We start from the raw sequence: 25,731 nt of genomic DNA on the forward strand, positions 1-25,731 counted from the left end.
ATTTTGCCCGGCGGCGCTTCGCTTGCCGGGCCTGGAAGGTCAAAGGCGAGGTTTCCCATGCCGGGTAAGGCGTAGCCGCCCCCCGGCAACCCGCAGACCGCGCTACCGCCGACGCTGCCAGATCCACAGCGCCGCAATCGCCAGCGCAAACAGGCCACCAAAGCCGACCCCAATGCCCACCACCGGCACACCCACCTTCACCGCCAGCGAGTAAAGACCCAGCATCAGCAGCATGGCGGCGTTTTCGCCGAGATTTTGCACCGCGATGGCATTGCCTGCCCCGACGGTCTGCTTCCCGCGCTCCTGCAGCAGCGCATTCAGCGGCACCACGAAGAAACCACCGCAGATCCCCATCAGGAACAGCAGCGCATAGGCTGGCAACAGCGCATGCTGCAGCGCGAAGACCAGCACCACAACGCCGATCAGGATCCCGGCGGGCATGCAGCGCGCGACGGTTTGCAGCGTTACCAGCTTCGCCGCCGCCCCCGCACCCAGCACAATGCCCACTGCCACCATCGCATTGAGATAGGTCGGCGTGGCGTTATCGGTAATGCCCAGCGCCGTCGGCACCCACAGCACCAGCAGGAAGCGCAGCGTGACCCCCGCGCCCCAGAACATGCTGGTCCCCAACAGCGAGAAGCGGGTTTCGCCGTTCCGCCACAGCACGCGACAGGCGTTGAAGAAGCTGGCGGTCATCGGCGTAAAACGCCAGGACTGCCCCGGACGCGCCGCCGGCAGTTTCGGGATAAACAGGTTGGCGATCACCGCCCCGGCATACATCACCGCGCAGATCCCCAGCGCCGCCAGCACGTGCCAGTCTGCCAGCACTCCACCCGCCATCGAGCCCAGCAGGATCGCCGCTATGGTCGAGGCCTCCATCAGCCCGTTGGCTTTGACCAGCTTATCGCCCGTCGTCAGTTCACCGAGGATACCGTACTTGGCGGGGGAGTAGGCTGCCGCCCCGATCCCCACCAGCGTATAGCCAATAAACGGATTCACGCCAAAGCAGATGCTGGCGGCACCCAGCAGCTTCAGGCTGTTGGCGAACATCATCACTCGCCCTTTGGCGAAGCTGTCCGCCACCTGACCGACAAAGGGGGCGAAAAGGATGTAAGCGCCCACAAACACCATCTGTAGGATCGGCTGGCTCCAGTCCGGGTAAAACTGGGATTTGAGCAGCGCCAGGGTGGCAAACAGCAGCGCGTTATCACCAAAGGCAGAGAGGAACTGGGCGGCAGTAACCGCCATCATCCCCTTCGACCAGATGGAGGTGTTAGTGGGTACTGACTCACTCATTATGCGACTCCGCCTGGTCAACCATGCCTTTGAGGGTGACAAAATCCGGTTTGCCGCTACCCAGCACCGGGAGTTGTTTCAGATAACGAATATCGCGTGGAACGGCCAGTTCCGGGATACCATGTTCACGCGCACGCTGAAGAAGCTGCTCGCGCTTCAGCTCGCTGTCAGTGGTGAAGAGCACCAGCGCCTCACCTTTGCTGGCATCGGCTTTCACCGCCGTGGCGTGCATTTTGTCTGCCGATACGGCCAGCGCCAGCTGTTCCACCATCTCCAGCGACACCATTTCTCCGGCAATTTTGGCAAAGCGTTTTGCGCGACCCTGGATCTGCACATAGCCCTGCTCGTCAAAGCGCACAATGTCCCCTGTGTCGTACCAGCCGGCCTCCACTTCACCGTTAACGTTTTCCGCCGTCGGCACTTCCAGCACGCCCGGATTTTCTACCCGCAGGTAGCCGTTCATCACGTTCGGCCCTTTCAGCTGCAGGCGTCCGCCCTCTTCGATACCCGGAACGGCGAGCAGACGCGCGTCCATCCCCGGTAAAATGCGCCCGACGGTACCGGGTTTCGCCGCCATTGGCACGTTAATGGAGACCACCGGCGCGCACTCGGTCACGCCATAGCCTTCCAAAATGCGCAGGCCAAATTTGTCCTGCCACAGCTGGCGGGTGCTCTCCTGCAGTTTTTCCGCCCCGGCTACCACATAACGCACGCGGTGGAAATCATAGGGATTGGCAAAACGGGCGTAGTTGCCGAGGAAGGTCGAGGTGCCGAAAATCACCGTACAGTTACGGTCGTAGGTCAGCTCCGGCACGATGCGGTAGTGCAGCGGACTCGGGTAGAGGAATACTTCGGCCCCGGTCAGCAAGGGCGTGAACAGCCCCACCGTCAGGCCAAAGGAGTGGAACAGCGGCAGCGCCGACATAAAGCGATCCCGGGCGGTGAAGTCGGCGATGGTTTTGATCTGCTCGACGTTGGCCAGCAGGCTTTTATGGCTGTGAACCACCCCTTTCGGGCTCCCTTCCGAACCGGAGGTAAAGAGGATCACCGCAGCATCTTCCGGCTGTTGTTTAACCTGCGCCAGGTGCGGCATCAGCAGGTGAGCAAAAATCCACATCTTGTCGCCAGCGGTAACTTCCGCTTTCAGATCTTCGAGGAAGACCCAGCGCACCTGGGTGAGCTGCTCCGGCAGATGCCAGAGTTTACCTTTATCGAGGAAGGTACGTGAGGTGAACACGGTGTTGATCTGCGCGGCGGTGAAGGCGCTACCGAGCCCCTTCACGCCGGCGGTGTAGTTCAGCATTGCCGGGATACGCCCGCGAGAGACGGCACCAAAGATCACCGCGGCGCTGATCCCGGCGTTGGGCAGCATCAGGCCGATCTTTTCCCCCTGTTTGCTGTATTTTTCGAGAATACGGCCCACAAACAAGGTCTTGGTCAGCAGCTTGTGATAGTTATCAGGGGCGAAATTGATATCGTCGATACAGTTTTTCTTCGCGCCATAGCGGTACATCGCCGTCAGCAGCGACTCATACAGGGTCTCACGCGGGCGCACCGCCATCCGGGCTTCCATCATGACCTGATGCAGCATCTCACCGGCGATTTTACGTCGATCCCGGGCACGGGGCGCGTCGGGCATTGGCAAGGAGGTCGGCGGCAGCAGATGCAGGGTGATGCGCGGGAACAGGCGCTGTTTCACCAGCCCTTTCAGGCGGCTGAAAAAGGTCAGTTCTGCCCCTTCAATGCGCACCGGCACCACAGTGGCACCGGATTTCGCTGCCACAAAGCCCGCGCCGTCATAGATTTTCATCAGCGAGCCGGTAATGGAGATACGCCCTTCCGGGAAGATCACCACCGGACGCCCCTGCTCAATCAGACGCACCAGGTGTTTGATCATCATCGGTTTGGTCGGGTCGAGCGGGACAAAATCAATCAGCTTCGTCAGCCAGCGCATGTACCACTGCTTGCTGACGGAGGTGTAGACCGCAAACACCGGACGCACGGGTAAAAACAGCGCCAGCAGGATACCGTCAATAAAGGAGACGTGGTTGGGGGTAATAAGAACGCGATCGGCGTGCAATGCCCGGGTGTCGCCCGTCAGACGGACGCGAAAAAGAATACGGAACAGCGTGCGGAAGAACCCAAATAGCATTTCAACTCCCTTTGCCTTTCAATTAGCCGGGTTACGGTAAATTGTGGCAGATTACACGAGAAGTGCAGCAGGAGCGACAGCCGGATAAAGACAAAAAAAAACCTGCGCATCTGCGCAGGCTGGTGCAAGAGATGAGTACGCAGTACGTACTAAGAATTCTCACCAATCAATACCTCTGGGATCTTGATTGTGGATCCAGGCCATCGACTTCACCAGCGCAAAAAAGCAAGGGAATGAGCCGAAGTGCAACCAGGTGTGAATTTCTTCGGCGGCTGTTACATGTTGAACAACAAGCAAAAAAAACCTGCGTAAGAACGCAGGCTGGTGTAAAGCGTGTCAGTTAACCGCGGGTCAACTTCACCTATCAATACCTCTGGGATCTCAAATGTAGCAACGGCGACTAAATCCCTGCCAGCAGACAATCGCAACAGCCTGAGGCAAAGTGTAACCAAAGATTCAAATTCACCCGCTTCTGTCACGCTTCGCTGTGTAACGATTACACAATTTCCGCAGCCACGTGTCACCTTTGTGAATTGCCTCACCGCCCTGCGCTTGAATACGCCTGACTTTTCCGCAACACTATTTAGTGTGTAAACGCTTACCCCAATGAGAAGGTAAAGAATGGCGACAATTAAGGATGTGGCCCGACTGGCGGGTGTTTCTGTCGCCACGGTTTCACGCGTCATCAATAATTCCCCCAAAGCCAGCGAAACCTCCCGCCAGGCGGTGCTGACCGCCATGGAGTCACTGAACTATCACCCGAACGCCAACGCCCGGGCGCTGGCTCAGCAGTCCACCGATACCGTCGGGCTGGTGGTGGGCGATGTGTCGGATCCCTTTTTCGGCGCGATGGTGAAAGCCGTCGAGCAGGTCGCCTACCACACCGGCAATTTTCTGCTGATCGGCAACGGTTACCACAATGAGCAGAAAGAGCGTCAGGCGATTGAGCAGCTGATCCGCCATCGCTGCGCGGCACTGGTGGTGCATGCCAAAAAGCTGTCGGATGAAGAGCTAGTTCATCTGATGAAGCAGATCCCCGGCATGGTAATTGTGAACCGTATTATTCCCGGCTATGAGCAGCGCTGTGTGTCGCTGGACGATCGCTACGGCGCCTGGCTTGCCACCCGCCACCTGATCCAGCAGGGACATACCCGCATCGGCTACCTCTGCTCCAATCACGCCATATCTGACGCCGAAGATCGGCTGCAGGGCTACTACGATGCACTGCGCGAGAACGACCTGCCCTGCAACGATCGTCTGGTCACTTACGGTGAACCCGATGAGCGCGGCGGTGAGCAGGCGATGACGGAGCTGCTTGGACGGGGGCGTAACTTTACGGCGATCGCCTGTTACAACGACTCTATGGCCGCCGGAGCAATGGGGGTGCTGAACGATAACGGGATTGACGTGCCGGGAGATATTTCGCTGATCGGCTTCGATGACATCCTGATCTCGCGCTATGTACGGCCGCGGCTGACCACGGTGCGCTACCCAATCGTCACCATGGCGACCCAGGCGGCGGAGCTGGCGCTGTCACTGGCGGATAAACGTCAGCCGCCGGAGATTACGCATGTCTTCAGCCCGACGCTGGTGCGTCGTCACTCGGTCACACCACCGGCAGAGTCCGCCAGCGAATAGCGGTAGAGATGCACGGTTTTGTCCGGGTACTCCAGACCGTCACCCATGTAGTGCCAGCCGTAGCGTTCATAGAAATCGCGGCAGGCGGACCAGAGATGCAGTTCGCGATAGCCGATTCCGGCTGCATATTTCTGCACGTGCTGCTGTAATTTCCCCGCCAGCCCCTGCCCGCGCGCGGCTTCATCCACGTACAGCGCCGCCAGCCACGGATAGAGATCCTGGCGGGTGATCAGGTCGCAGCGCCATAGCCCCACCGTGCCGAGTAGCTGTTCACCCTGAGTGGCAATAAAGGTCAGCGGCAGCGCGCCCGGCGTTTGACTGTAAGTCACTACGCTGGCAAAAAAGTCGCGCGACAGCCCGTCGCCAAAGGCCTGCCATAGCCAGTCGATCACCTGCTCCGCATGCTGTGGGGCGGCGTACAGCGGTTGAATAATCACACCAGCTTCCCCTGGAAAATGGGCACCGACTCAAACAGATAGCCGTCAAAGTCCGGGGCATCTTCATCGGAGAGTTCCAGCAGGCTCTTTTTGACATTTTCCAGATGCTGGAACATCGCCTGCCAGGCCCCCATCACGTCGCGGCGACGCAGGGCGGCCAGAATAGTCTGCCTGTCGCCCAGCCACTTCAGGCGATACGCCCTGCTGGCGATATGAACGTTAAACTGCTGCCACAGTGGACTGCTGTCCATGTGGTGCCAGACGCTTTCGACGGTCGCCAGCAGCATCTGGTTCTGCGTGGCGCCCGCCAGCACCAGATGGAACATCTTGCTGTTGTCCTGGCTGTTGTCGTTGGCGGCGATCGCCCGCTGCTCCTGCTCAATGATGCGACGCAGGTTGTCGATGTCCGCCCGGGTCGCCATTTTGGCGGCAAAAGCGGCGATGTTGCTCTCGAGCAGCTGGCGCGCCTGCAAAATCTCAAACGGGCCAACGTCGCTTTTTAACAGACGCTCTTCCTCGTTCTCATGCTCTTCGGGAATGCGCATCACGTAGACGCCGGAGCCCTGACGGATATCCACGGTGCCCTGTAACTCCAGCATCAGCAGCGCTTCCCGCACGATGGTGCGGCTGACGCCGTAGGTTTCCGCAATATTGCGCTCCGGCGGCAGACGCGAGCCCACGGGATAGTGCCCCTGGATGATCTGGGCGCGTAAATCCTCGCCAATCTCCTGGTACTGCTTCTTTTCCGCCGGGACGACAGCCTTATCCACGTTATCACCTGTACTCTGAGTTAATGCGGCCAGTTTGCGCACTATGTTACCAGAAGCGTCGCGATCTGCGCCTACTTCCATTCGTCATCGAGGGTCAGGGTCAGGACGCGCTCATCACGCAGTTGCCGGAACCAGCTGGCCGATTTTTTGGCGCGTCGGGCGCGGTTATCCGCCAGATCGATCTCAATCAGGCCGTAGCGGTTTTTAAAGGCGTTCATCGGCGAGACGTTGTCGGTGAAGGCCCACAGCATGTAGCCGTGGCAGTTCGCCCCCTCCTCCCGCGCCAGCAGGGTGTAATAAAGATGCTCGCTGATAAAGTTGATGCGGTAGTTGTCCTCGATGATGCCGTCGTGGTTACGGTACTGGGCTTCGTTTTCAACTCCCATCCCGCTTTCGGCCACGAACCAGTCGATGTTGCGGTAGTCGTTTTTGATCCGCATCGCCATGTCGTAAATGATGCGCGGGGCGATCTCCCACCCGCGAGAAGGGTTCATCCGCCGCCCCGGCAGTTCAAACGGCTCGTAGTAGTACGCCGGGTGGAACGGCGTCTCGGGGTGCCAGGCCCGGGACGGAGCCTTTACCCGGTGCGGGTAATAGAGGTTGATGCCCAGCTCGTCAACGGTGTTGTCGGCAATCAGCGCCAGCTCTTCGGGGCTGTACTCCCACTGCACCTGATGTTTCTCCAGCAGGGTGAACAGTTCCTGCGGGTAGTGCCCGTGCACCAGCGGATCGAGGAATACCCGGTTGTAGAACAGATCGTAGATCTCCGCCGCTTTTACGTCATGGGCCGCACGTGAGCGTGGATAGGTCACTTCCGGGTTGAGAATGCAGCCCACGCTGCCGCTGTAGCCCTTCTCGCGGAACAGCTTCACCACCTTCGCCGTCGCCAGCACCTTGTGGTGATTCCACTGCATCCAGGTGCTGGTGTTCTGTTCGTAGGGCCAGCGCAGCGCGTCGAGATAGACCCGGGTCTGCACCACAATCGGCTCGTTGAAGCTAAACCAGCGCTTCACCAGATGGTGATAGCGGGCAAAGACCTGTTCGGCATAGCGGACAAACAGCTCTACCACATGCTTCGACGCCCAGCCGCCGTAGGTCTCCAGCAAGGTGCCCGGCAGCTCGTAATGCTCGAGGCAGATCATCGGCTCAATGCCCTGGCGATGCATCTCGGCAAACAGGGCGTCGTAATATGCGGCGTACTCCTCATCGACGGTGGCGTTTTCATAGTCGGTGAGAAAACGCGACCAGTTGATGGAGGTGCGGTAGTGGGTCAGCCCGGCCTGCTTCATCAGCGCGACGTCTTCGCGGAAACGGTTAATGAAATCGGTAGCGACTGCCGGACCGTAGCCGTTATGCCACACCTGACGATCGTTTTTGTACCAGAGATCGATCCACGAATCCTGCCCCGCTTTCTTGCCGCTCCAGCCCTCGGTCTGCCAGGCGGAGGCCGCTGCCCCGAGGATAAAGTTTTCGGGGATTTTTATCTGTTTAATGTTCATGCGTTATTCGTTGCCTCCTGGTTAGCGGCCTGAATCGCGGCCTGCTCGGCACGGCGTGAAGCGATCTTCACAAACGGCAGGTAGATCAGCACCGCAGTAATAATGCAGACACCCTGCGTAACCACTGCGCCCATCGAACCGGCGGTGGAGAGCCAGGCGTTGATCAGCGGCGGCGTGGTCCAGGGCACCATCACCACGGCTTTACCGGCAAAGCCGGTGACGGTGGCGAAGTAGCCGATGGAGCCGGTCACTAATGGGGTGATGATGAACGGGATCGCCAGAATCGGGTTGAGCATGATTGGCATACCGAAGATCACCGGCTCGTTGATGTTAAAGATCCCCGGGCCGATGGAGAGCTTGGCGATCTCCTTCATCTCTTTACGTTTGGTGCCAATCATCACCGCGATCAGCAGGCCGATGGTCAGACCCGAGCCGCCGATGCTCATGTAGACGTCCCAGAACGGCATGGTGATGATGTTCGGGATCTCTTTGCCCTGCTCAAAGGCGCTCATGTTGACGGTGATCGCCCCCAGCAGCAGCGGCTCGCGGATCGGTTTGATCATCTGGTTACCGTGGATACCGATCACCCAGAACAGCTGGGCGACAAACATCAGCAGCAGGATCCCCGGCAGGCTTTGCACCACCCGCTCCAGCGGCTGTTGCACCACCTGGTAGACCGCATCGTAGAGGTACATGCCGGTCACCTGATGGAACACAAAGCCGAAGGTGGCGATGAGGGTGGTGGTAATGATCGCCGGGATTAGCGCCGAGAACGAGGCCGACACGTTCGGCGGCACGGTGTCAGGCATCCTGATCTTCAGCCCCGGCCGGCCTTCCAGCCAGCAGTAGATCTCTACCGACAGGATGGCGATGAACATGCCGAGGAACAGGCTGCGGGTATCGGAGAACTGGCGCAGGAGCACATCTTTTACCATGTGCATTTCTCCGTCGACCATCATCTCAACGGTAGTTGGCGTGACGCAGATAAAGCAGATCACCGCCAGCAGCCCCGGGAAGAGGGATTTAATGCCGTTGATACGCCCCAGTTCGATGCCGATCAGGAACACGGCCCCGATATTGAGGAAGTTCAGCGTGGCATAGTTCAGGGCGCTGGTGATCGGCTTCAGCGTGGCGAGAAACGAGAGCGACTGAAAGCTGGCTAAGCCGTTTTTCGGATCCAGCACCATATTGGAGATCAGCACCGAAAATGCGCCCACGATGATGACCGGCATTAAGGTGATGAAGGCGGACTTTATCGCCATGATATAGCGATAACTGTTGAACTTTGTGGCGAAACTGCCCAGAGAGTTGATCAGTTTTTCCTGTAATGCCATAGGGTAATACCTCAGTAAAAGGGCCTTTATTGGGATAAGGTGTACAGCCGGCTTCTATTGGCATACCAAAAATAGCTTCCAGTCACGATTTGTTCTGTGATTAAGCTCTCAACGCGACAAGAGGTATCCCAGAGTGTGATTTATAATCACTTTGGTATGCCACTTTTGCCTGACCCCACACCCGTTGCCAGAAAGCGTGATCCTGATGAGGGTTTTGCCCCTCCCGCCCGGCTTATGCCGCTGAACGTCTGTGATAAACTTGCGTGCATAACGTGGAAGCAGGAAGAGCAAATGGCAACAATGCTGGATGTCTCACTGCGCGCGGGCGTGTCGAAAGCCACGGTGTCGCGCGTACTGAACGGCACAGGTCAGGTCAAAGAGAGTACCCGTCAGCAGGTGTTTAACGCGATGGAAGAGCTGGGCTACCGCCCCAATTTTCTGGCGCGATCGCTGGCGAACCGGACCAGCAACAGCATTGGTCTGGTGGTTTCGACCTTTGACGGTTTTTACTTTGGGCGCCTGCTGCAGCAGGCCTCACGTCAGACCGAAACGCACGGCAAGCAGCTGATTGTCACCGACGGTCACGATACCCCGGAGCGGGAAGAGGAAGCGGTGCAGATGCTGGCCGATCGCCAGTGCGATGCTATCGTGCTCTACACCCGCTACATGAGCGAAAAAGCGATCATGAAGCTCATCAACAGCGTCAAGATGCCGCTGGTGGTGATTAACCGCGACGTCAGCCAGGCCCGGGAGCGCTGCGTGTTCTTCGAACAGCAGGCAGCCGCCTTCAGCGCCGTGGAGTACCTGATAAGCCAGGGGCACCGGGAGATTGCCTGCATGACGGTACCGATCCACACCCCCACCGGCAAGGCGCGTCTGACCGGCTATCGCAAGGCGCTGGAAAAGCACGGCATTCCCTGGGATGAGAGCCGGGTGAAGTATGGCGATTCGGGAATGACCCGCGGATATGAACTGTGCCAGGAGTTACTGAACGACAAGGTGCCCTTCAGCGCCCTGTTTGCCTGTAATGATGATATGGCGCTGGGGGCCTCGAAGGCGCTGCACCAGGCCGGGCTGCATATTCCGCAGGATGTGTCGTTATTTGGTTTTGATGACGCGCCCTGCGCCAGGTGGCTGGAGCCCGCGTTATCTACCGTCTATCTGCCGATCGATAACATGATCACCACCGCCATCGATCAGGCGATCCGGCTGGCGAAAAGCGAGCCGATCGAAGCGATCCCGCCCTTTACCGGCACGCTGGTGTTACGTGACTCGGTAGCGACGGGACCCTGGTTCGATCAGAACAGTTCGAGGGCGAGCAGTTCCTGAATGGTCTGACGACGACGGATCAGCCGCGCCTCACCTTTATCAAACAGCACTTCCGGCAGCAGCGGACGGCTGTTGTAGTTCGAGGACATGGACGCGCCGTACGCGCCGGTATCGTGCAGCACCAGGTAATCCCCGGGCACAACCTGCGGCAGCGCGCGGGTTTCCACTTTCCCGCCCTCCTGCTGGGTGAAGACATCCCCGGATTCGCACAGCGGGCCTGCCACTACCGTCTCTACCACTGGCGCCTGGGTTAAATCCCGGCCGTCGGCCGCGAGGGCCGTAATGTGGTGATAGCTGCCGTACATGGATGGACGCATCAGATCGTTAAAGCCCGCGTCGATCAGCACGAAGTGACGGCTGCCCATCGCCTTCACGCTGCGCACCTGGGACACCAGCACGCCGGATTCCGCCACCAGGAAACGCCCCGGCTCGATCTCCAGCTTCACCGCATGCCTCAGATGAGCGGCGATTTTGTCGCGCGCGCCGTTCCACAGGCCGTAGTAGTGATCGGTATCGATCGCCTCTTCCCCTTCGCGATAGGGAATAGATAAGCCACCGCCCGCGGAAATCGCCTCCAGATCCTGACCGAATTCGATCACCTGACGCACCATCGCGCCGCACACCTGCTCAAGGTGACCGTAGTCCACGCCGGAGCCAATGTGCATATGGATCCCCACCAGCTTCAGGTTATAGCGCTGCAGTACGGTCAGTGCCGCAGGCAGATCGCTATACCAGATGCCGTGTTTGCTGTTTTCGCCGCCGGTGTTGGTCTTCTGGCTGTGGCCGTGACCAAAGCCCGGGTTGACGCGCAGCCAGACGCGATGGCCCGGCGACACCTGTCCCAGCTGCTCCAGCATATCCACCGAACCGGCGTTGACCGGGATCTGCAGCTCATGCACACGGGCCAGGGTGGCGCTGTCGATCAGGTCGGCGGTAAAGACGATGGCGTCGCGGTCGATCTTTGGATCGTAGCCCGCCGCCAGCGCGCGCTCGATTTCACCCAGCGATACGGAGTCAACCTTGACGCCCTGCTCGCGCATCAGACGCAGAATATGGATGTTGGAGCAGGCTTTCTGGGCAAAACGCACCACGTCGAACTGATGCAGGGCGGCAATTTTGTCGCGGATAATCTGCGCGTCATAAACCCAGACCGGGCAGCCAAACTCCGCAGGCAGGCGCAGCAAATTGTCGGCGTTCAGATCGGTATCGGTGTTGTTCAGCGGGCGTGGCATGATGCTCTCCGGGAAGTCGATTTTTTTATGATTACGCCACAGCGCGAAGAGAATAAAAAATATCGTTTTGTCGCCAGTCTATGCAAAAATGATATGGATTACGCGCAACCAGGTCGCCTCCCATGCCCGCTGTAAATTTACGCCATATTGAAATTTTCCACGCGGTGATGACCGCCGGAAACCTGACCGAAGCCGCGCGCCTGCTGCACACCTCCCAGCCGACGGTGAGCCGCGAGCTGGCTCGCTTCGAGAAGGTGATCGGCCTGACGCTGTTCGAGCGTACCCGCGGGCGGTTGCACCCCACGGTACAGGGGCTGCGGCTGTTCGAGGAGGTGCAGCGCTCCTGGTACGGGCTGGACCGCATCGTCAGCGCCGCCGACAGCCTGCGCGAGTTTCGCCAGGGCGAGCTGTCCATCGTCTGCCTGCCGGTCTTCTCCCAGTCGTTTTTGCCCGCCCTGCTGCAGCCGTTTCTCGCCCGCTACCCGGACGTGAACCTGACCATCGTCCCGCAGGAGTCGCCGTTGCTGGAGGAGTGGCTCTCGGCCCAGCGCCACGATCTTGGGCTGACCGAAACCCTCGCCACCCCGGCGGGTACCGCCCGCCATGAGCTGCTGTCATTAGATGAGGTGTGCGTCCTGCCTGCCGGACATCGGCTTGCTGAAAAAGCGGTGCTGACCCCGGCGGATTTTCAGGGCGAGAACTACATCAGCCTGTCGCGCACCGACAGTTACCGGCAGCTGCTGGACACGCTCTTTGCCGAGCATCTGGTGAAACGACGGATGGTGGTGGAGACCCACAGCGCCGCCTCGATCTGCGCCATGGTGCGGGCGGGGGTGGGGATTTCGGTGGTGAACCCGCTGACGGCGCTGGACTATGCCGACAGCGGGATTGCGATCCGCCGCTTCAGTATTTCGGTGCCCTTTACGGTGAGCCTGATCAGGCCGCTGCACCGCCCGGCCTCGGCGCTGGTGGATACCTTTAGCGCCCATCTGCAGCAGGGACTGGATACCATCATTGATCCGCTGGAGCGGCTGTTAACCTCGCACGCTACGAAAGCATAAACGCCACCGCATCGGCGGCGTGGATCGCGGCGGTATCAAACACCGGGATCGGGCTTTCATCCGCCGGGATCAGCAGGCCAATCTCGGTGCAGCCGAAGATCACTCCCTGCGCCCCTCGATCGGCGAGCGTCTGGATCACGCTCAGATAGTACTGGCGTGAGTCCTCGCTAAAGGTGCCGAGGCAAAGCTCTTCAAAGATGATCTGATTGATGCGGGCCCGATCTGCCTCGTCCGGGATCAGGCTTTCGATGCCGTACTGCGCCGTCAGCCGCCCGCGGTAGAAATCCTGCTCCATGGTGTAGCGGGTGCCAAGCAGCGCCACGCGGTTCATGCCCGCCGCGGTGATGGCCCGCCCGGTAGCATCGGCGATATGCAGGAACGGCAGAGAGCAGCGCGTTTCAATCTGCGCGGCGACTTTGTGCATGGTGTTGGTGCACAGCAGAATGGCCTCCGCCCCTGCCCCCTGCAATCCCAGCGCTGCCTCAGCGAGGATCTCTCCGGCCTTCTCCCAGTCGCCGCTGGACTGGCAGGCTTCTATCTCATGAAAATCGACGCTGTGCAGCAGCAGGCTGGCCGAGTGCAATCCTCCCAGGCGCTGTTTCACCCCCTCGTTAATCAGACGATAATACGGAATGGTGGATTCCCAGCTCATTCCTCCCAACAGGCCAATCGTTTTCATCGTGCTCTCCTTTCCGGTTTCACCCAGTGAAGCAAACTTGTGATCGAGTTTCCAGTTCTCTGGTTCCACATTTCCTTTTACCCGGCACTGGGATAAATTAAATGAAACGATGTTTCACTATATAACAGGACATGAGCATGTTTATTTTCCACAAAGAAACTCAACTTGAAGATCTGGGTAACGGCGTCTCCCGCCGTATTCTGGCGCACGACGGCAAAATGATGGCGGTAGAGGTCAATTTCGAACAGGGTGCCGTAGGCCCGATGCACAACCACCCGCACGAGCAGCTGACCTATGTGTTATCCGGTGAATTCGAATTCACCATCGGTGAAGAGAAGCATGTCGTTACCGCCGGGGATACGCTGTATAAGCAACCGCACATTATGCACGGCTGCGTTTGCCTGAAGCCGGGCACCCTGCTGGATACCTTTACCCCGGTTCGTGAAGATTTCCTGAAATAATGAACAGGGCGATGCAACCGCATCGCCCTTTTTTCTGCTTAAGTGCAATTCGCTTTATCTCAGCAAAGTAATCATTCAACAAGTTAACTATATCCTCGCTACCTTAATTCCCATGTTACATTTTTGCTACAAATATTAGTAGTTTGTCTCTGCCGACGAAAATTCCCAGAATATGTGAGCAAAGTCCTCTGTTTAGCTGGTTTTTTCTCATCGCCTTTCCGCGCAAGTCGATAAAAATGCCATCCATCTCACCTTATTGAAACGCTGTTTCGACCGCGATCACATTTCCACTATTTATTGAATGACGTGGATTTAAATCACAATAAAATAAATTAAAACGTCGTTTTACAAATTGAAAACGGTGGTTCATAAGTTTTAAAAAATTGAAACAACGGCCAGCAGCACCCGTACAGATTCCGTTTTAAACCATTAATTACCAGGTAGGTATGTATGAATGAAAACAAGATGTTGGGGCTGGCGTGGATATCACCCTACATAATTGGGTTGATACTTTTCACCGCCTTCCCCTTTGTTTCATCTTTCTTCCTCAGTTTTACTGAGTACGATTTGATGAGCCCGCCGGTATTTAACGGCATAGAGAACTATCGCTACATGTTTACGGAAGACACCCTCTTCTGGAAATCCATGGGCGTGACCTTTGCCTATGTCTTTTTAACTATCCCACTGAAACTGGCCTTTGCGCTGGGTATTGCGTTTGTTCTGAACTTTAAACTGCGCGGCATCGGCTTCTTCCGCACCACTTACTATATTCCATCGATCCTCGGCAGTTCCGTGGCCATTGCCGTTCTGTGGCGCGCCCTGTTTGCTATTGATGGCCTGCTTAACAGCTTTATTGGCGTGTTTGGTTTTGACGCGGTGAACTGGCTTGGCGAACCTTCTCTGGCGCTGATGTCCGTGACCCTGCTGCGCGTATGGCAGTTCGGCTCCGCGATGGTGATCTTCCTCGCCGCCCTGCAGAACGTCCCGCAGTCGCAATATGAAGCGGCGATGATCGACGGCGCGTCCAAGTGGCAGATGTTCATGAAAGTGACCGTGCCGCTGATTACACCGGTGATCTTCTTTAACTTCATCATGCAGACCACCCAGGCGTTCCAGGAATTTACCGGTCCGTATGTTATTACCGGCGGTGGACCAACCTACTCCACCTACCTGTTCTCACTGTACATCTACGACACCGCATTCAAGTACTTTGACATGGGTTACGGCGCGGCACTGGCCTGGGTCCTGTTCCTGGTAGTCGCTGTCTTCGCCGCTATCGCCTTTAAGTCTTCGAAATACTGGGTGTTCTACTCCGCCGATAAGGGAGGCAAAAATGGCTGATATTCAACAACTCTCCACGGCGAGAAGCATCGCAGAACGTGAAGTGGCGCGGACGCTGCGTCGTGAAAAAATTAGCGCCAGCATTCGCTATGTGATCCTGCTGTTTGTTGGCCTGCTGATGCTCTACCCGCTGGTGTGGATGTTCTCGGCGTCGTTCAAACCGAACCACGAGATCTTCACCACCCTGAGCCTGTGGCCGGCACACGCTACCTGGGACGGCTTCATTAACGGCTGGAAAACCGGTACCGAGTACAACTTCGGTCATTACATGCTGAACACCTTCAAGTATGTGATCCCGAAAGTGATCCTGACCATTATCTCCTCCACCATCGTGGCGTACGGCTTTGCCCGCTTCGAGATCCCGTGGAAGAAGTTCTGGTTCGCAACGCTGATCACCACCATGTTGCTGCCAAGCACCGTGCTGCTGATCCCTCAGTACCTGATGTTCCGTGAAATGGGCATGCTGAACAGCTACATGCCACTGTACCTGCCGCTGGCCTTCGCTACGCAAGGGTTCTTCGTCTTCATGCTGATTCAGTTCCTGCGCGGCGTACCGCGTGACATGGAAGAGGCGGCGCAGATTGACGGTTGTAACTCCATTCAGGTGCTGTGGTACGTGGTGGTACCTATCCTGAAGCCGGCCATCATCTCCGTGGCACTGTTCCAGTTCATGTGGTCAATGAACGACTTTATCGGGCCGCTGATTTACGTCTACAGCGTGGACAAATACCCGATTGCACTGGCTCTGAAAATGTCCATCGACGTCACCGAAGGTGCGCCGTGGAACGAAATTCTGGCAATGGCGAGCATCTCCATTCTGCCATCCATCATTGTCTTCTTCCTGGCACAGCGCTACTTCGTACAGGGCGTAACCAGCAGCGGAATTAAAGGTTAAGAGGGAAATATCATGGCTGAAGTTATTTTCAACAAACTGGAAAAGGTTTACTCCAACGGCTTCAAAGCGGTACATGCTATCGACCTGAAAATCGCTGAAGGTGAATTCATGGTGATCGTCGGCCCGTCCGGCTGCGCGAAGTCCACCACCCTGCGTATGCTGGCCGGTCTGGAGACCATCAGCGGCGGCGAAGTGCGCATCGGCGACAAGATCGTCAACAACCTGGCGCCAAAAGAGCGTGGGATTGCGATGGTGTTCCAGAACTATGCGCTCTATCCACATATGACCGTGCGTGAAAACCTGGCCTTTGGCCTGAAGCTGAGCAAGCTGCCAAAAGCGCAGATTGAGGCTCAGGTTAACGAAGCGGCCAAAATCCTCGAGCTGGATGAGCTGCTCGACCGCCTGCCGCGCCAGCTCTCCGGCGGTCAGGCCCAGCGTGTGGCCGTAGGCCGTGCGATTGTGAAAAAGCCGGACGTGTTCCTGTTCGACGAACCGCTCTCTAACCTCGACGCCAAACTGCGTGCCTCGATGCGTATCCGTATTTCGGATCTGCACAAGCAGCTGAAGGCCTCCGGCAAACCGGCGACCACCGTCTACGTGACGCACGACCAGACCGAAGCGATGACCATGGGCGACCGCATCTGCGTGATGAAGCTTGGCCATATCATGCAGGTGGATACCCCGGACAACCTGTACCACAAACCGAAAAACATGTTCGTGGCCGGCTTTATTGGCTCACCGGAGATGAACATCCGCGCCAGCAAACTGGTGCAGCAGGACGGCCAACTCTCCCTGACCATCGGCAACCAGACCATGCCGTTAAGTCCGGAGCTGAAAGAGAAAGTCGCCGCGCATGTTGATCAGGACATTTTCTACGGTATCCGCCCTGATTTTGTCTCAATTTCCGATGAGCCCTTCGCCCAGGGCAGCTGCAGCGGCGAAATGGTCCGCGCCGAAAACATGGGACATGAATTCTTCGTTTACCTGAAAGTTGGCGAGTACGAACTGACTGCCCGAATTCCTTCCGATGAAGCTAAGCCGATGATTAACAAAGGCCTTCACCGTAAGGTGTACTTTAAGTTCGACATGAATAAGTGTCATATCTTTGACGCGAAAACTGAACAGAACATCTCTCTCTAATGGAGTTATAAAAATGAAAAAAGTGCTTTTAAGCGCCGTTATCTCCGCTACTTTTGGAATGAGTGCCCTACCCACTTTTGCTGCGGACAGCACCGATCTGCGTATGTCCTGGTGGGGCGGCAATGGCCGTCACCAGGTCACGTTGAAAGCTCTGGAAGAGTTCCACAAACAGAACCCGGATATTAACGTTAAAGCGGAATACACCGGCTGGGATGGTCACCTGTCGCGTCTGACCACGCAGATTGCGGGCGGCACCGAGCCGGACGTGATGCAGACCAACTGGAACTGGCTGCCGATCTTCTCCAAAACCGGCGACGGCTTCTACGACCTGAACAAAATGAAGGACGTGATCGATCTGACGCAGTTCGATCCTAAAGAGCTACAGTCCACCACGGTGAACGGCAAGCTGAACGGGATCCCGATCTCCGTGACCGCGCGCGTCTTCTACTTCAACGATGAAGCCTGGAAAAAAGCGGGCGTTGAATACCCGAAAACCTGGGATGAGCTGATGGCGGCGGGTAAAGCTTTTGAGAGCAAACTGGGCAAACAGTACTATCCGGTGGTGCTGGAGCACCAGGATACGCTGGCGCTGCTGAACTCCTACATGATCCAGAAGTACAACATCCCGGCGGTCGACGAGCAGGCGAAGAAATTCTCCTACAGCAAAGAGCAGTGGGTTGAGTTCTTCCAGACCTATAAGAAGCTGATCGACAGCCACGTGATGCCGGACACCAAGTACTACGCGTCCTTCGGTAAGAGCAACATGTATGAGATGAAGCCGTGGATCGAGGGTGAATGGGGCGGGACCTACATGTGGAACTCCACCATCAAGAAATACTCCGACAACCTGAAGCCACCAGCGAAGCTGGAGCTGGGCAGCTATCCAATGCTGCCAGGCGCAACGGATGCCGGTCTGTTCTTTAAACCCGCCCAGATGCTCTCTATCGGGAAATCCACTAAGAACCCGGAAGCCGCAGCGAAAGTCATCAACTTCCTGCTGAACAGCAAAGAAGGCGTTGAAACCCTGGGCCTGGAGCGTGGCGTACCGTTGAGCAAAGTGGCGGTGAAATACCTGACTGAAGACGGCACCATCAAAGAAAACGATCCGGCGGTTGCGGGTCTGCGCCTGGCGCAGTCTCTGCCAGCCAAACTCTCCGTATCGCCATACTTTGACGATCCGCAGATCGTGGCCCAGTTCGGCACCTCCCTGCAGTACATCGACTATGGTCAGAAAACGGTAGAAGAGACTGCTGCTGACTTCCAGCGCCAGGCTGAACGTATCCTGAAACGCGCAATGCGCTAATTATCTTAGATTATCAATGCCCTGCCGCTATGCGGTGGGGTATTTTTTTATCTGAAGGAACATACCATGAAAGGAAAAATCATCCCCCTGAATTTCCGTACCCGTCAGGACAGCCAGACCGGCCACGACGTGATACGGCTGACGCCTCCGCACATCATCTGTCACCGTAACTACTTCTATCAGAAATGCTTTACCCGCGATGGCAGCAAGCTGATCTTTGGCGGCGCCTTTGAGGGCCACTGGAACTACTACCTGCTGGACATTGAGCAGCAAAAAGCGACCCAGCTGACCGACGGCGCCGGAGACAACACCTTCGGTGGTTTCCTCTCCGCGGACGATAAATCTCTGTGGTACGTGAAAAATAGCCGCGAACTCAGACGCGTCGATCTCGACAGTCTTGAAGAGTATGTGGTGTATGAGGTCGATAACGACTGGGTGGCCTACGGCACCTGGGTGGCGAACTCTGACTGTACGAAGCTGGTGGGCATCGAGATTAAGAAAAGCGACTGGCAGCCGCTCACCGACTGGAGCAAATTCCGCGCGTTCTACTTTACCAACCCGGAATGCCGCCTGATCAACATCGATCTGCAAACCGGTGAACGGCGGGTGATTTTGCAGGAAAAACGCTGGCTCGGACATCCGATTTACCGTCCGTTCGACGACAGCACCGTGGCATTTTGTCATGAAGGCCCGCGCGACGCGATCGATGCCCGCATGTGGCTGATCGGCGAAGATGGCAGCAATCTGCGCAAGGTGCGCCAGCATGCCGCGGGCGAGAGCTTTACCCACGAGTTCTGGGTGCCGGACGGCTCAGCGCTCTATTACGTGGCGCACAAGGAGAACGATCCGCAGCGCTACCTGTTCAGCGCCGATCCGCAAACGCTGGAGAATCGCCAGCTGATGGCGATCCCGCCCTGCTCTCACCTGATGAGTAGCCACGACGGCTCGCTGATCGTCGGTGACGGCGCGCCGCACAATACCGGCGATATCAGCCTCAACGATCCCTTTATTTGGGTATTCGATATTGAACAAGGCACTCAAACCGCCATCTGCCAGCACAACACCAGCTGGAAAGTGCTGGACGGCGATCGCCAGGTGACCCACCCGCATCCGTCGTTTTCACCGGACAATAAGTGGGTGCTGTACACCTCGGATGAAGAAGGAATGCCGGCGCTCTATCTCGCCCGGGTGTGAAAAAAGCCGGGTGGCGGCTACGCCTTACCCGGCCTACGGTTTTGTAGGCCCGGCAAGCAAAGCGCCGCCGGGCATTACCCTCACACGCCGATGTTTCTTAACTTCTCCCCTGACATCAGCTTGCGCTCAATATGCTCAAGGGTGACACCTTTGGTTTCCGGAATCAGCCAGAAGGTGATACCAATAAAGGCCACGTTCAGCACCGTATAAAGCCAGAAGGTCCCTGCCGCGCCGATAGAATCCAGCAGGGTCAGGAAGGTGGCGCCAATGATCATGTTCGACACCCAGTTAGTGGTGGTGGAACAGGTGATCCCGAAATCGCGGCATTTCAGGGGCTGAATTTCGGAGCACAGGATCCACACCACCGGCGCGGCGCTCATCGCGTATCCCGCGATGCACATCATCGTCATCCCCACAGAGAGCCAGGATAAGCTGCTGGACGCCGTACCGTTATCAAACTGCATCAGGCAGTAGCCGAGGATCAGTGTTCCCAGCGCCATCACGCTAAAACCAATTTTCAGGGCCGGCTTACGGCCCGCTTTATCGACGGTAAACACCGCAATAAAGGTGGCAAACATAAAGGTCAGCCCCACTACCAGCGTGGCGATCATCTGCTGTTCGGTAGTGGTGAACCCGGCCATTTTGAAAATACGTGGCGCGTAATACATGATGATATTCATGCCGGTAAACTGCTGCATCGCCTGCAGGAGCATGCCGAGAAATACCGCGCGACGGACGTTGCGGTTTATTTTGAACAACGACCAGCCACCCTGTTTCAGCTTGAGGCTTTCGCGGATCTCGTTCAGCTCTTCCCGCGCTTTCTCAGAGGTATCGCGCAGCATCCGCAGCACTTCTTCCGCCTCGACGTGACGCCCTTTTTGCGCTAGCCAGCGTGGACTGTTAGGCAAAAAGATCACCAGCACAATCAGCAATACCGCCGGTAATGCCAGTACACCCAGCATCGCGCGCCAGTTGCCGCTGTAGCTGAAATACGTATCAGAAAGAAAGGCCAGCACAATTCCGAGGGTCACCATCAGCTGGTACATGCTGATCATTTTGCCGCGAACGTTTTCGCTCGCCATCTCCGAGAGATACAGGGGGGCGGTGTAGGAGGCAATCCCCACGGCCACGCCGAGCAGCACGCGGGAGAGCAGCAGCACCTCCACGTTTGAGGCGAACGCAGAGCCAATCGAACCAGCGACAAACAAAACCGCCCCGACCATCAGGCTGTATTTTCGCCCCAGGCGGAACGAGAGCCAGCCGTTGAACAAGGCGCCCACCGCAGCGCCCAGCATCATGCTGCTCACCACCCACTCCTGCAGGCGATTGCTGAGCGTAAAGTGATCGGTGATAAAAGGTAGCGCACCGGCAATAACGCCGATATCCAGACCAAACAGCAGACCGGCCACCGCGGCGGAAACAGAGACAAACAGGTTCATCCTTCGGGTATCACGAAGGGCACGGGGCATAAATGTAGAGTCATTAATAGATGTCATATTTTCCTGCCTGAACAGCGTAAGACGTTAAACGAAATTACGAGAAACCCGGAAAAAGTGTCAGGTCGTATAACGTGAAAATATGGATTTATCGGCTGGTAGGGTGCGATCTGTGATGGACATTACACTTTAAAACAGAGGTTAATATTCACCACTTTTTGTTAAAAACATGATTTATAAACAATAAATATGTGACACCTGTCATTTTCGTAAAATGCTTATGGATTTTCCTCTTTTATTCATATGGACAATGGCTAATTCAGGGCAAAAAAAACCTCCGCCCAGGGCAGAGGTTTTTCGGCAGTGGCGAGAATTAACGCGCCAGCCAGCCGCCATCAACCGCGACGGTGTAGCCGTTGATGTAGTCAGACGCGCTGGAAGCCAGGAACACAACCGGCCCCATCAGATCGCTCGGCAGACCCCAACGACCCGCCGGGATACGCTCAAGGATCGCCGCGCTGCGCTCTTCATCAGCACGCAGCTGCTGGGTGTTGTTGGTAGCCATGTAGCCCGGAGCGATGGCGTTCACGTTGATGTTGTGCTGCGCCCATTCGTTCGCCAGCAGACGGGTAACGCCCATTACGCCGCTTTTGGAGGCGGTGTAAGAAGGCACACGGATGCCACCCTGGAAGGAGAGCATGGAAGCGATGTTGATGATTTTGCCGCCGTTGCCCTGCGCGATAAAGTGCTTCGCTGCCGCCTGAGACATGAAGAACACGCTCTTGATGTTCAGGTTCATAACGTCGTCCCAGTCCTGCTCGCTGAAGTTGATCGCGTCTTCGCGACGGATCAGACCGGCGTTGTTGACCAGAATGTCGATTTTACCGAATTCAGCCACAGCACGATCCAGCAGCTCAGGAATGGCGTCGATTTTGCGCAGATCAGCGGTCAGGCTCAGGAAACGACGGCCCAGCGCGGTCACACGCTCGATGGTCTCCTGCGGCTCAACGATGTTGATCCCGACGATGTCACAGCCCGCTTCCGCCAGGCCGACCGCCATACCCTGGCCCAGACCGGTATCACAACCGGTAACGACCGCAACTTTACCTTGCAGAGAAAATGCATCAAGAATCATTTTTTATCCTTTATCTTTCAGCGCCTGAACGAACAGGCAAGTTTGTGCTTAACTGTCCGCGACTAGCGCAGATCCTTAACGGCTACGTGGTCCATATCATCGAAGACCTGGTTTTCACCCACCATGCCCCAGATGAAGGTATAGGCACGCGTACCTACGCCAGAGTGAATAGACCAGCTTGGAGAAATGACGGCCTGCTCGTTATGCATCACGATATGGCGCGTCTCCTGCGGCTGACCCATCATATGGAATACACAGGCGTCTTCTTCCATATTGAAGTAGAAGTACACTTCCATGCGGCGCTCGTGGGTATGGCACGGCATGGTGTTCCACAGGTTGCCCGGCTCAAGCTCGGTCAGACCCATGCTGAGCTGGCAGGTCTCCAGCACATCAGGAACGAAATATTTATTGATGGTGCGGCGGTTGCTGGTGAGGTTGTCACCCAGGGTGACCGGTGAGACTTCCGCCGGGGTCACTTTTTTGGTCGGATAGGTCGTGTGTGCCGGTGCGCAGTTGTAGTAAAACTTCGCCGGTTTGCCGCTATCGACGCTGGCGAAGACCACTTCCTGCGCGCCTTTCCCGACGTACAGCGCGTCGCGATGGCCGATCTCATAGCACTGACCGTCAACGGTGATGGTGCCCGGGCCGCCGATGTTAATCACGCCCAGCTCACGACGCTCGAGGAAGAAGCTGACGCCGAGCTGCTTGCCCACTTCACCACCGACGGAGACCGTTTTGGCCACCGGCATGATGCCGCCAACGATGATGCGGTCAATGTGGCTGTACACCATGGTGTATTGATCAGCGACAAATACTTTCTCAACTAAAAACTCATCGCGCAGACCCTGGGTATCCAGCGTTTTTGCATGCGCGCTGTGGATGCTTTGTCTGACTTCCACATTAACCTCCAGAATTTATCGGCCCCGAAGGCCAGGATAATTAACAAAACGGTGTTCCGTTTTCGTGATGAGCACATATTATCTGCTGTGAAATGGGTTTTCAATTACATTTAAAACGATGTTTCACTTTTTCTGTTAGTTAATCTCAAAATTGCAGTTGCGATCACGATTGTCAGGGAGTTGACATCGCTTTCTTAAAACTAATTTTTAAAGCCCCTACTCTAATTTTTAAATTAAACAATAACTTATAAAAGAATAAAAAATTGACGCCGGGATGATAAAAATCTGAACAGATGTAAAGAGAATGATGAATTCGCGGGCTTTTCCTTCAGAAGTGCGCCACCAGTCACACACACTGAAACGATGTTTTGATATTTTAACACCCAGTTTTTAAACTCATATTTTACCGATCGGACTGCAGGTAAAACCCTGTCGTCGAATTCAAGGAGTGCATCATGGCAAAAGGCATGCGGGTCAAACTGAACTATGAGGTCAGTCGCGATCCGGATACAGGCGTGGAAGTCACCCGCCTGACCCCCCTGAAGTTACCTGTCATCGTAACTACTTCTATCAAAAGTGTTTTTTCAACGACGGTAGTCATCTGCTGTTTGCTGGTGAATTCGATGGCCACTGGAACTACTATCTGCTGGATCTGAAAAAGGCCGAAGCGGTGCAGTTAACCGAAGGCGCGGGCGACAACACCTTTGGCGGCTTCCTGTCGCCGGATGATAAATCCCTCTATTACGTTAAGAATGATCGCACCCTGCTGGAAGTCAATCTGACGACGCTGGTTGAGCGCGAAGTGTATCGCGTGAGCGACGACTGGGTCGGCTACGGCACCTGGGTGGCCAACTCTGACTGCACCAAACTGGTGGGTATCGAAATTGCGAAGAGCGACTGGACCCCGCTGAACGACTGGAAAATCTTCCACGACTTCTTCCATAAAGGGCCGCACTGCCGCCTGCTGCGCGTCGATCTGCAGACCGGCGAAAGCAGCGTGATCCACGAAGAGAAAAACTGGCTCGGTCACCCGATCTACCGTCCGTTTGATGACAACACCGTCGCGTTCTGCCATGAAGGCCCGCACGATCTGGTGGATGCCCGCATGTGGATGGTTAACGAAGACGGCAGCAACGTGCGTAAGGTTAAAGAGCATGCGGAAGGCGAAAGCTGCACCCACGAGTTCTGGGTACCGAACGGCTCGGCGCTGGTGTATGTCTCTTACCTGAAAGGCCAACAAGGCCGTACGGTGTATAGCTTCAATCCGGATACCGGCGAGAACAGCGCAGTGATGCAGATGCCGGCCTGTTCGCACCTGATGAGTAACTTTGACGGCACGCTGCTGGTGGGTGATGGTTCCGGCACGCCGGTTGATGTGAAAGACACCAGCGGCTATACCATCGATAACGATCCTTACCTGTATGCGTTTGACGTGGCGAAAAAAGCTTACTTCCGCGTCGCGCGTCACGATACCTCCTGGGCAACCGTGGCCAACAGCCGCCAGGTGACCCATCCGCATCCATCCTTTACCCCGGATGATAAAGCGGTCCTGTTTAGTTCCGATAAAGACGGCAAACCTGCTCTCTATATTGCGAAGCTTCCTGAGCAACCTGAACTGTTGCGTGAATAAAATTTTGTGTTTGTGTTCCTGTAACTGGCCTTGCCCTTCTTTATGGAGGGCTTTTTTTTATCTGTCGATCGGTGAAGTCATAAATTGCAGGCATAAAAAAACCGACTCGTTCGAGCCGGTTAATCCCGGAGGTACTGCTTGTTATTAGAACGAATATGCTACACCGACACGGAGACGGGTCTGACGCTCATCGGTCTCTTTCACACCGACGTTACCCACTTCACCATATGGGGCCCAGTTTTTATCAATTTTGTACGCCAGCTTGACGTTATATTCCTGGGAGTAATCTTTGTTGTTATTACGGATAGTGCCTTCGGAGCTTTTCGCGTATACGTAATTGAGCTCGGTACGCCAGTCGCCCATCACCCAGCCAACCCACGCATCGCCACGGTTAACTTTATCGTCGTCTTTATTCGAGCTTGACGGATAACGGGTGTAGTCATAACGGTAACGTGCGGCAACGTAGAAGCCATTATCGAAGCTATATTGCGCATGCAGATACGGTTTATAAATGGTGAAACTGTCTTTACTTTCAACGGTAAAGCCTGGTGTTAACGCAATATTCGGGGTTGCTTTCCAGCGCCAGCTAATCTGGTCTTCGTGACCATTACCTACCACATCGGAAAACGGCTGGTCAGCTTTATCGCCGCCGGATTTCCATTTCGCTTCTACTGAAAAACCAAAACCATTTTCGAAACGGTGTGAAACTGCCACGCGGTCTGCGTTGGTACCAGTATCAATGTATTCGTGACGCAGATCCACGGTGACAGCCTGAGCTGCGAAAGAAGCGCCAATAAGTGAAGCAAGGACCAGAGATTTCTTAAACATGGACAAACCCTCGTTTAAAATGATGTTTCGTTTTTATGGAAT

The 25,731-nt window shown here is 56.2% G+C and carries 21 protein-coding genes and 1 pseudogene; 10 read left to right on the plus strand and 12 right to left on the minus strand.

Going from position 1 to position 25,731, the window contains the following annotated elements; all coding sequences use genetic code 11:
* Positions 1–102 precede the first annotated feature (102 nt).
* Together lplT and aas are read right to left on the minus strand one after the other, a co-directional pair.
* On the minus strand, positions 103–1,296 hold the full coding sequence (gene lplT, locus GNG27_RS18955; protein WP_156264564.1) for a lysophospholipid transporter LplT: 1,194 nt from the start codon (positions 1,294–1,296) through the stop codon (positions 103–105).
* The gene (gene aas, locus GNG27_RS18960; RefSeq protein WP_156264565.1) at positions 1,289–3,448 is read right to left on the minus strand and encodes a bifunctional acyl-ACP--phospholipid O-acyltransferase/long-chain-fatty-acid--ACP ligase; all 2,160 of its coding nucleotides are present in this window, start codon (positions 3,446–3,448) and stop codon (positions 1,289–1,291) included. Before aas ends, lplT begins: the two co-directional genes overlap by 8 nt.
* A 621-nt stretch (positions 3,449–4,069) precedes the next feature.
* On the opposite strand from aas, the gene galR reads away from it, so the two are divergent.
* A complete protein-coding gene (galR, locus tag GNG27_RS18965; protein ID WP_142486973.1) occupies positions 4,070–5,086 on the plus strand; it encodes an HTH-type transcriptional regulator GalR in 1,017 nt (338 codons plus the stop codon).
* Here galR and GNG27_RS18970 read toward each other — a convergent pair.
* The 4 genes from GNG27_RS18970 to GNG27_RS18985 all read right to left on the minus strand — a co-directional run bounded on the left by GNG27_RS18970 (position 5,047) and on the right by GNG27_RS18985 (position 9,126).
* Positions 5,047–5,523, minus strand: a complete 477-nt coding sequence (locus GNG27_RS18970; RefSeq protein ID WP_156264566.1) for a GNAT family N-acetyltransferase — start codon at positions 5,521–5,523, stop codon at positions 5,047–5,049. The genes galR and GNG27_RS18970 overlap by 40 nt on opposite strands.
* Positions 5,520–6,293 (minus strand): GntR family transcriptional regulator, encoded by a 774-nt coding sequence (locus GNG27_RS18975; RefSeq protein WP_142486975.1) that lies wholly within the window; start codon positions 6,291–6,293, stop codon positions 5,520–5,522. Before GNG27_RS18975 ends, GNG27_RS18970 begins: the two co-directional genes overlap by 4 nt.
* Positions 6,294–6,364: 71 nt before the next feature.
* Positions 6,365–7,792 carry a glycoside hydrolase family 1 protein gene (locus tag GNG27_RS18980; RefSeq protein ID WP_156264567.1) on the minus strand — a complete coding sequence of 476 codons (1,428 nt, stop codon included), beginning with the start codon at positions 7,790–7,792 and terminating at the stop codon, positions 6,365–6,367.
* Complete coding sequence (locus GNG27_RS18985) at positions 7,789–9,126, minus strand: PTS sugar transporter subunit IIC (RefSeq protein ID WP_142486977.1); 1,338 nt, start codon at positions 9,124–9,126, stop codon at positions 7,789–7,791. The genes GNG27_RS18980 and GNG27_RS18985 overlap by 4 nt, the downstream gene beginning before the upstream one ends.
* 291 nt (positions 9,127–9,417) lie before the next feature.
* Here GNG27_RS18985 and GNG27_RS18990 point away from each other — a divergent pair, with 291 nt between their 5' ends.
* Positions 9,418–10,455: a LacI family DNA-binding transcriptional regulator gene (locus tag GNG27_RS18990; protein WP_142486978.1), complete on the plus strand. Its 1,038-nt coding sequence runs from the start codon at positions 9,418–9,420 to the stop codon at positions 10,453–10,455.
* Here the strand turns inward: GNG27_RS18990 and lysA are convergent.
* On the minus strand, positions 10,425–11,687 hold the full coding sequence (gene lysA / locus GNG27_RS18995) for a diaminopimelate decarboxylase (RefSeq protein WP_156264568.1): 1,263 nt from the start codon (positions 11,685–11,687) through the stop codon (positions 10,425–10,427). The genes GNG27_RS18990 and lysA overlap by 31 nt on opposite strands.
* A 122-nt stretch (positions 11,688–11,809) precedes the next feature.
* On the opposite strand from lysA, the gene GNG27_RS19000 reads away from it, so the two are divergent.
* On the plus strand, positions 11,810–12,748 hold the full coding sequence (locus GNG27_RS19000) for a LysR family transcriptional regulator (RefSeq protein ID WP_156264569.1): 939 nt from the start codon (positions 11,810–11,812) through the stop codon (positions 12,746–12,748).
* Here GNG27_RS19000 and GNG27_RS19005 read toward each other — a convergent pair.
* Positions 12,735–13,427, minus strand: coding sequence for an aspartate/glutamate racemase (locus tag GNG27_RS19005; protein WP_156264570.1), 693 nt, complete (start codon positions 13,425–13,427; stop codon positions 12,735–12,737). The genes GNG27_RS19000 and GNG27_RS19005 overlap by 14 nt on opposite strands.
* A 137-nt stretch (positions 13,428–13,564) precedes the next feature.
* Between GNG27_RS19005 and GNG27_RS19010 the strand changes: the two genes are divergently transcribed.
* The 6 genes from GNG27_RS19010 (at position 13,565) to GNG27_RS19035 (ending at position 19,761) form a co-directional block, all read left to right on the plus strand.
* A complete protein-coding gene (locus GNG27_RS19010) occupies positions 13,565–13,888 on the plus strand; it encodes a cupin domain-containing protein (RefSeq protein WP_142486982.1) in 324 nt (107 codons plus the stop codon).
* A gap of 450 nt (positions 13,889–14,338) precedes the next feature.
* Positions 14,339–15,229, plus strand: coding sequence for a carbohydrate ABC transporter permease (locus GNG27_RS19015; RefSeq protein WP_156264571.1), 891 nt, complete (start codon positions 14,339–14,341; stop codon positions 15,227–15,229).
* Positions 15,222–16,124, plus strand: coding sequence for a carbohydrate ABC transporter permease (locus GNG27_RS19020; protein ID WP_032613800.1), 903 nt, complete (start codon positions 15,222–15,224; stop codon positions 16,122–16,124). The genes GNG27_RS19015 and GNG27_RS19020 overlap by 8 nt, the downstream gene beginning before the upstream one ends.
* Before the next feature lie 12 nt (positions 16,125–16,136).
* Entirely contained in the window at positions 16,137–17,264 is a 1,128-nt protein-coding gene (locus GNG27_RS19025) for an ABC transporter ATP-binding protein (protein ID WP_142486983.1), read from the plus strand.
* A 13-nt stretch (positions 17,265–17,277) separates the two neighbouring features.
* Positions 17,278–18,567: an ABC transporter substrate-binding protein gene (locus tag GNG27_RS19030; RefSeq protein WP_156264572.1), complete on the plus strand. Its 1,290-nt coding sequence runs from the start codon at positions 17,278–17,280 to the stop codon at positions 18,565–18,567.
* Positions 18,568–18,633: 66 nt separating this feature from the next.
* Positions 18,634–19,761 (plus strand): oligogalacturonate lyase family protein, encoded by a 1,128-nt coding sequence (locus GNG27_RS19035; RefSeq protein ID WP_156264573.1) that lies wholly within the window; start codon positions 18,634–18,636, stop codon positions 19,759–19,761.
* A gap of 80 nt (positions 19,762–19,841) precedes the next feature.
* On the opposite strand, the gene GNG27_RS19040 is transcribed toward GNG27_RS19035, so the two are convergent.
* The 3 genes from GNG27_RS19040 to kduI form a co-directional block, all read right to left on the minus strand.
* Positions 19,842–21,275 carry a sugar porter family MFS transporter gene (locus tag GNG27_RS19040; protein WP_255474670.1) on the minus strand — a complete coding sequence of 478 codons (1,434 nt, stop codon included), beginning with the start codon at positions 21,273–21,275 and terminating at the stop codon, positions 19,842–19,844.
* 295 nt (positions 21,276–21,570) lie between these two features.
* On the minus strand, positions 21,571–22,332 hold the full coding sequence (kduD, locus tag GNG27_RS19045; protein WP_032613810.1) for a 2-dehydro-3-deoxy-D-gluconate 5-dehydrogenase KduD: 762 nt from the start codon (positions 22,330–22,332) through the stop codon (positions 21,571–21,573).
* A 62-nt stretch (positions 22,333–22,394) separates the two neighbouring features.
* On the minus strand, positions 22,395–23,231 hold the full coding sequence (gene kduI / locus GNG27_RS19050; RefSeq protein ID WP_142486987.1) for a 5-dehydro-4-deoxy-D-glucuronate isomerase: 837 nt from the start codon (positions 23,229–23,231) through the stop codon (positions 22,395–22,397).
* Between the two features lie 455 nt (positions 23,232–23,686).
* On the opposite strand from kduI, the pseudogene GNG27_RS19055 reads away from it, so the two are divergent.
* Positions 23,687–24,861 (plus strand): annotated as a pseudogene (locus tag GNG27_RS19055) (oligogalacturonate lyase family protein).
* A gap of 144 nt (positions 24,862–25,005) precedes the next feature.
* Here the strand turns inward: GNG27_RS19055 and GNG27_RS19060 are convergent.
* Positions 25,006–25,689, minus strand: coding sequence for an oligogalacturonate-specific porin KdgM family protein (locus tag GNG27_RS19060; RefSeq protein WP_142486989.1), 684 nt, complete (start codon positions 25,687–25,689; stop codon positions 25,006–25,008).
* Positions 25,690–25,731: the final 42 nt, after the last annotated feature.

The sequence above is a fragment of the Leclercia sp. 119287 genome (genome assembly GCF_009734485.1).
Classification (GTDB): Bacteria; Pseudomonadota; Gammaproteobacteria; order Enterobacterales; family Enterobacteriaceae; genus Enterobacter; species Enterobacter adecarboxylatus_C.

Excerpts from the sequence above, each read along its gene's own strand:
- GNG27_RS19035 (WP_156264573.1), top strand. The coding sequence starts at position 18,634 with ATGAAAGGAAAAATCATCCCCCTGAATTTCCGTACCCGTCAGGACAGC.
- GNG27_RS19005 (WP_156264570.1), bottom strand. The coding sequence starts at position 13,427 with ATGAAAACGATTGGCCTGTTGGGAGGAATGAGCTGGGAATCCACCATT.
- GNG27_RS19030 (WP_156264572.1), top strand. The coding sequence starts at position 17,278 with ATGAAAAAAGTGCTTTTAAGCGCCGTTATCTCCGCTACTTTTGGAATG.
- lplT (WP_156264564.1), bottom strand. The coding sequence starts at position 1,296 with ATGAGTGAGTCAGTACCCACTAACACCTCCATCTGGTCGAAGGGGATG.
- GNG27_RS19000 (WP_156264569.1), top strand. The coding sequence starts at position 11,810 with ATGCCCGCTGTAAATTTACGCCATATTGAAATTTTCCACGCGGTGATG.
- GNG27_RS19020 (WP_032613800.1), top strand. The coding sequence starts at position 15,222 with ATGGCTGATATTCAACAACTCTCCACGGCGAGAAGCATCGCAGAACGT.
- GNG27_RS19060 (WP_142486989.1), bottom strand. The coding sequence starts at position 25,689 with ATGTTTAAGAAATCTCTGGTCCTTGCTTCACTTATTGGCGCTTCTTTC.
- GNG27_RS19015 (WP_156264571.1), top strand. The coding sequence starts at position 14,339 with ATGAATGAAAACAAGATGTTGGGGCTGGCGTGGATATCACCCTACATA.
- GNG27_RS19010 (WP_142486982.1), top strand. The coding sequence starts at position 13,565 with ATGTTTATTTTCCACAAAGAAACTCAACTTGAAGATCTGGGTAACGGC.
- galR (WP_142486973.1), top strand. The coding sequence starts at position 4,070 with ATGGCGACAATTAAGGATGTGGCCCGACTGGCGGGTGTTTCTGTCGCC.
- GNG27_RS19025 (WP_142486983.1), top strand. The coding sequence starts at position 16,137 with ATGGCTGAAGTTATTTTCAACAAACTGGAAAAGGTTTACTCCAACGGC.
- GNG27_RS18990 (WP_142486978.1), top strand. The coding sequence starts at position 9,418 with ATGGCAACAATGCTGGATGTCTCACTGCGCGCGGGCGTGTCGAAAGCC.
- GNG27_RS18980 (WP_156264567.1), bottom strand. The coding sequence starts at position 7,792 with ATGAACATTAAACAGATAAAAATCCCCGAAAACTTTATCCTCGGGGCA.
- lysA (WP_156264568.1), bottom strand. The coding sequence starts at position 11,687 with ATGCCACGCCCGCTGAACAACACCGATACCGATCTGAACGCCGACAAT.
- kduD (WP_032613810.1), bottom strand. The coding sequence starts at position 22,332 with ATGATTCTTGATGCATTTTCTCTGCAAGGTAAAGTTGCGGTCGTTACC.
- GNG27_RS18985 (WP_142486977.1), bottom strand. The coding sequence starts at position 9,126 with ATGGCATTACAGGAAAAACTGATCAACTCTCTGGGCAGTTTCGCCACA.
- aas (WP_156264565.1), bottom strand. The coding sequence starts at position 3,448 with ATGCTATTTGGGTTCTTCCGCACGCTGTTCCGTATTCTTTTTCGCGTC.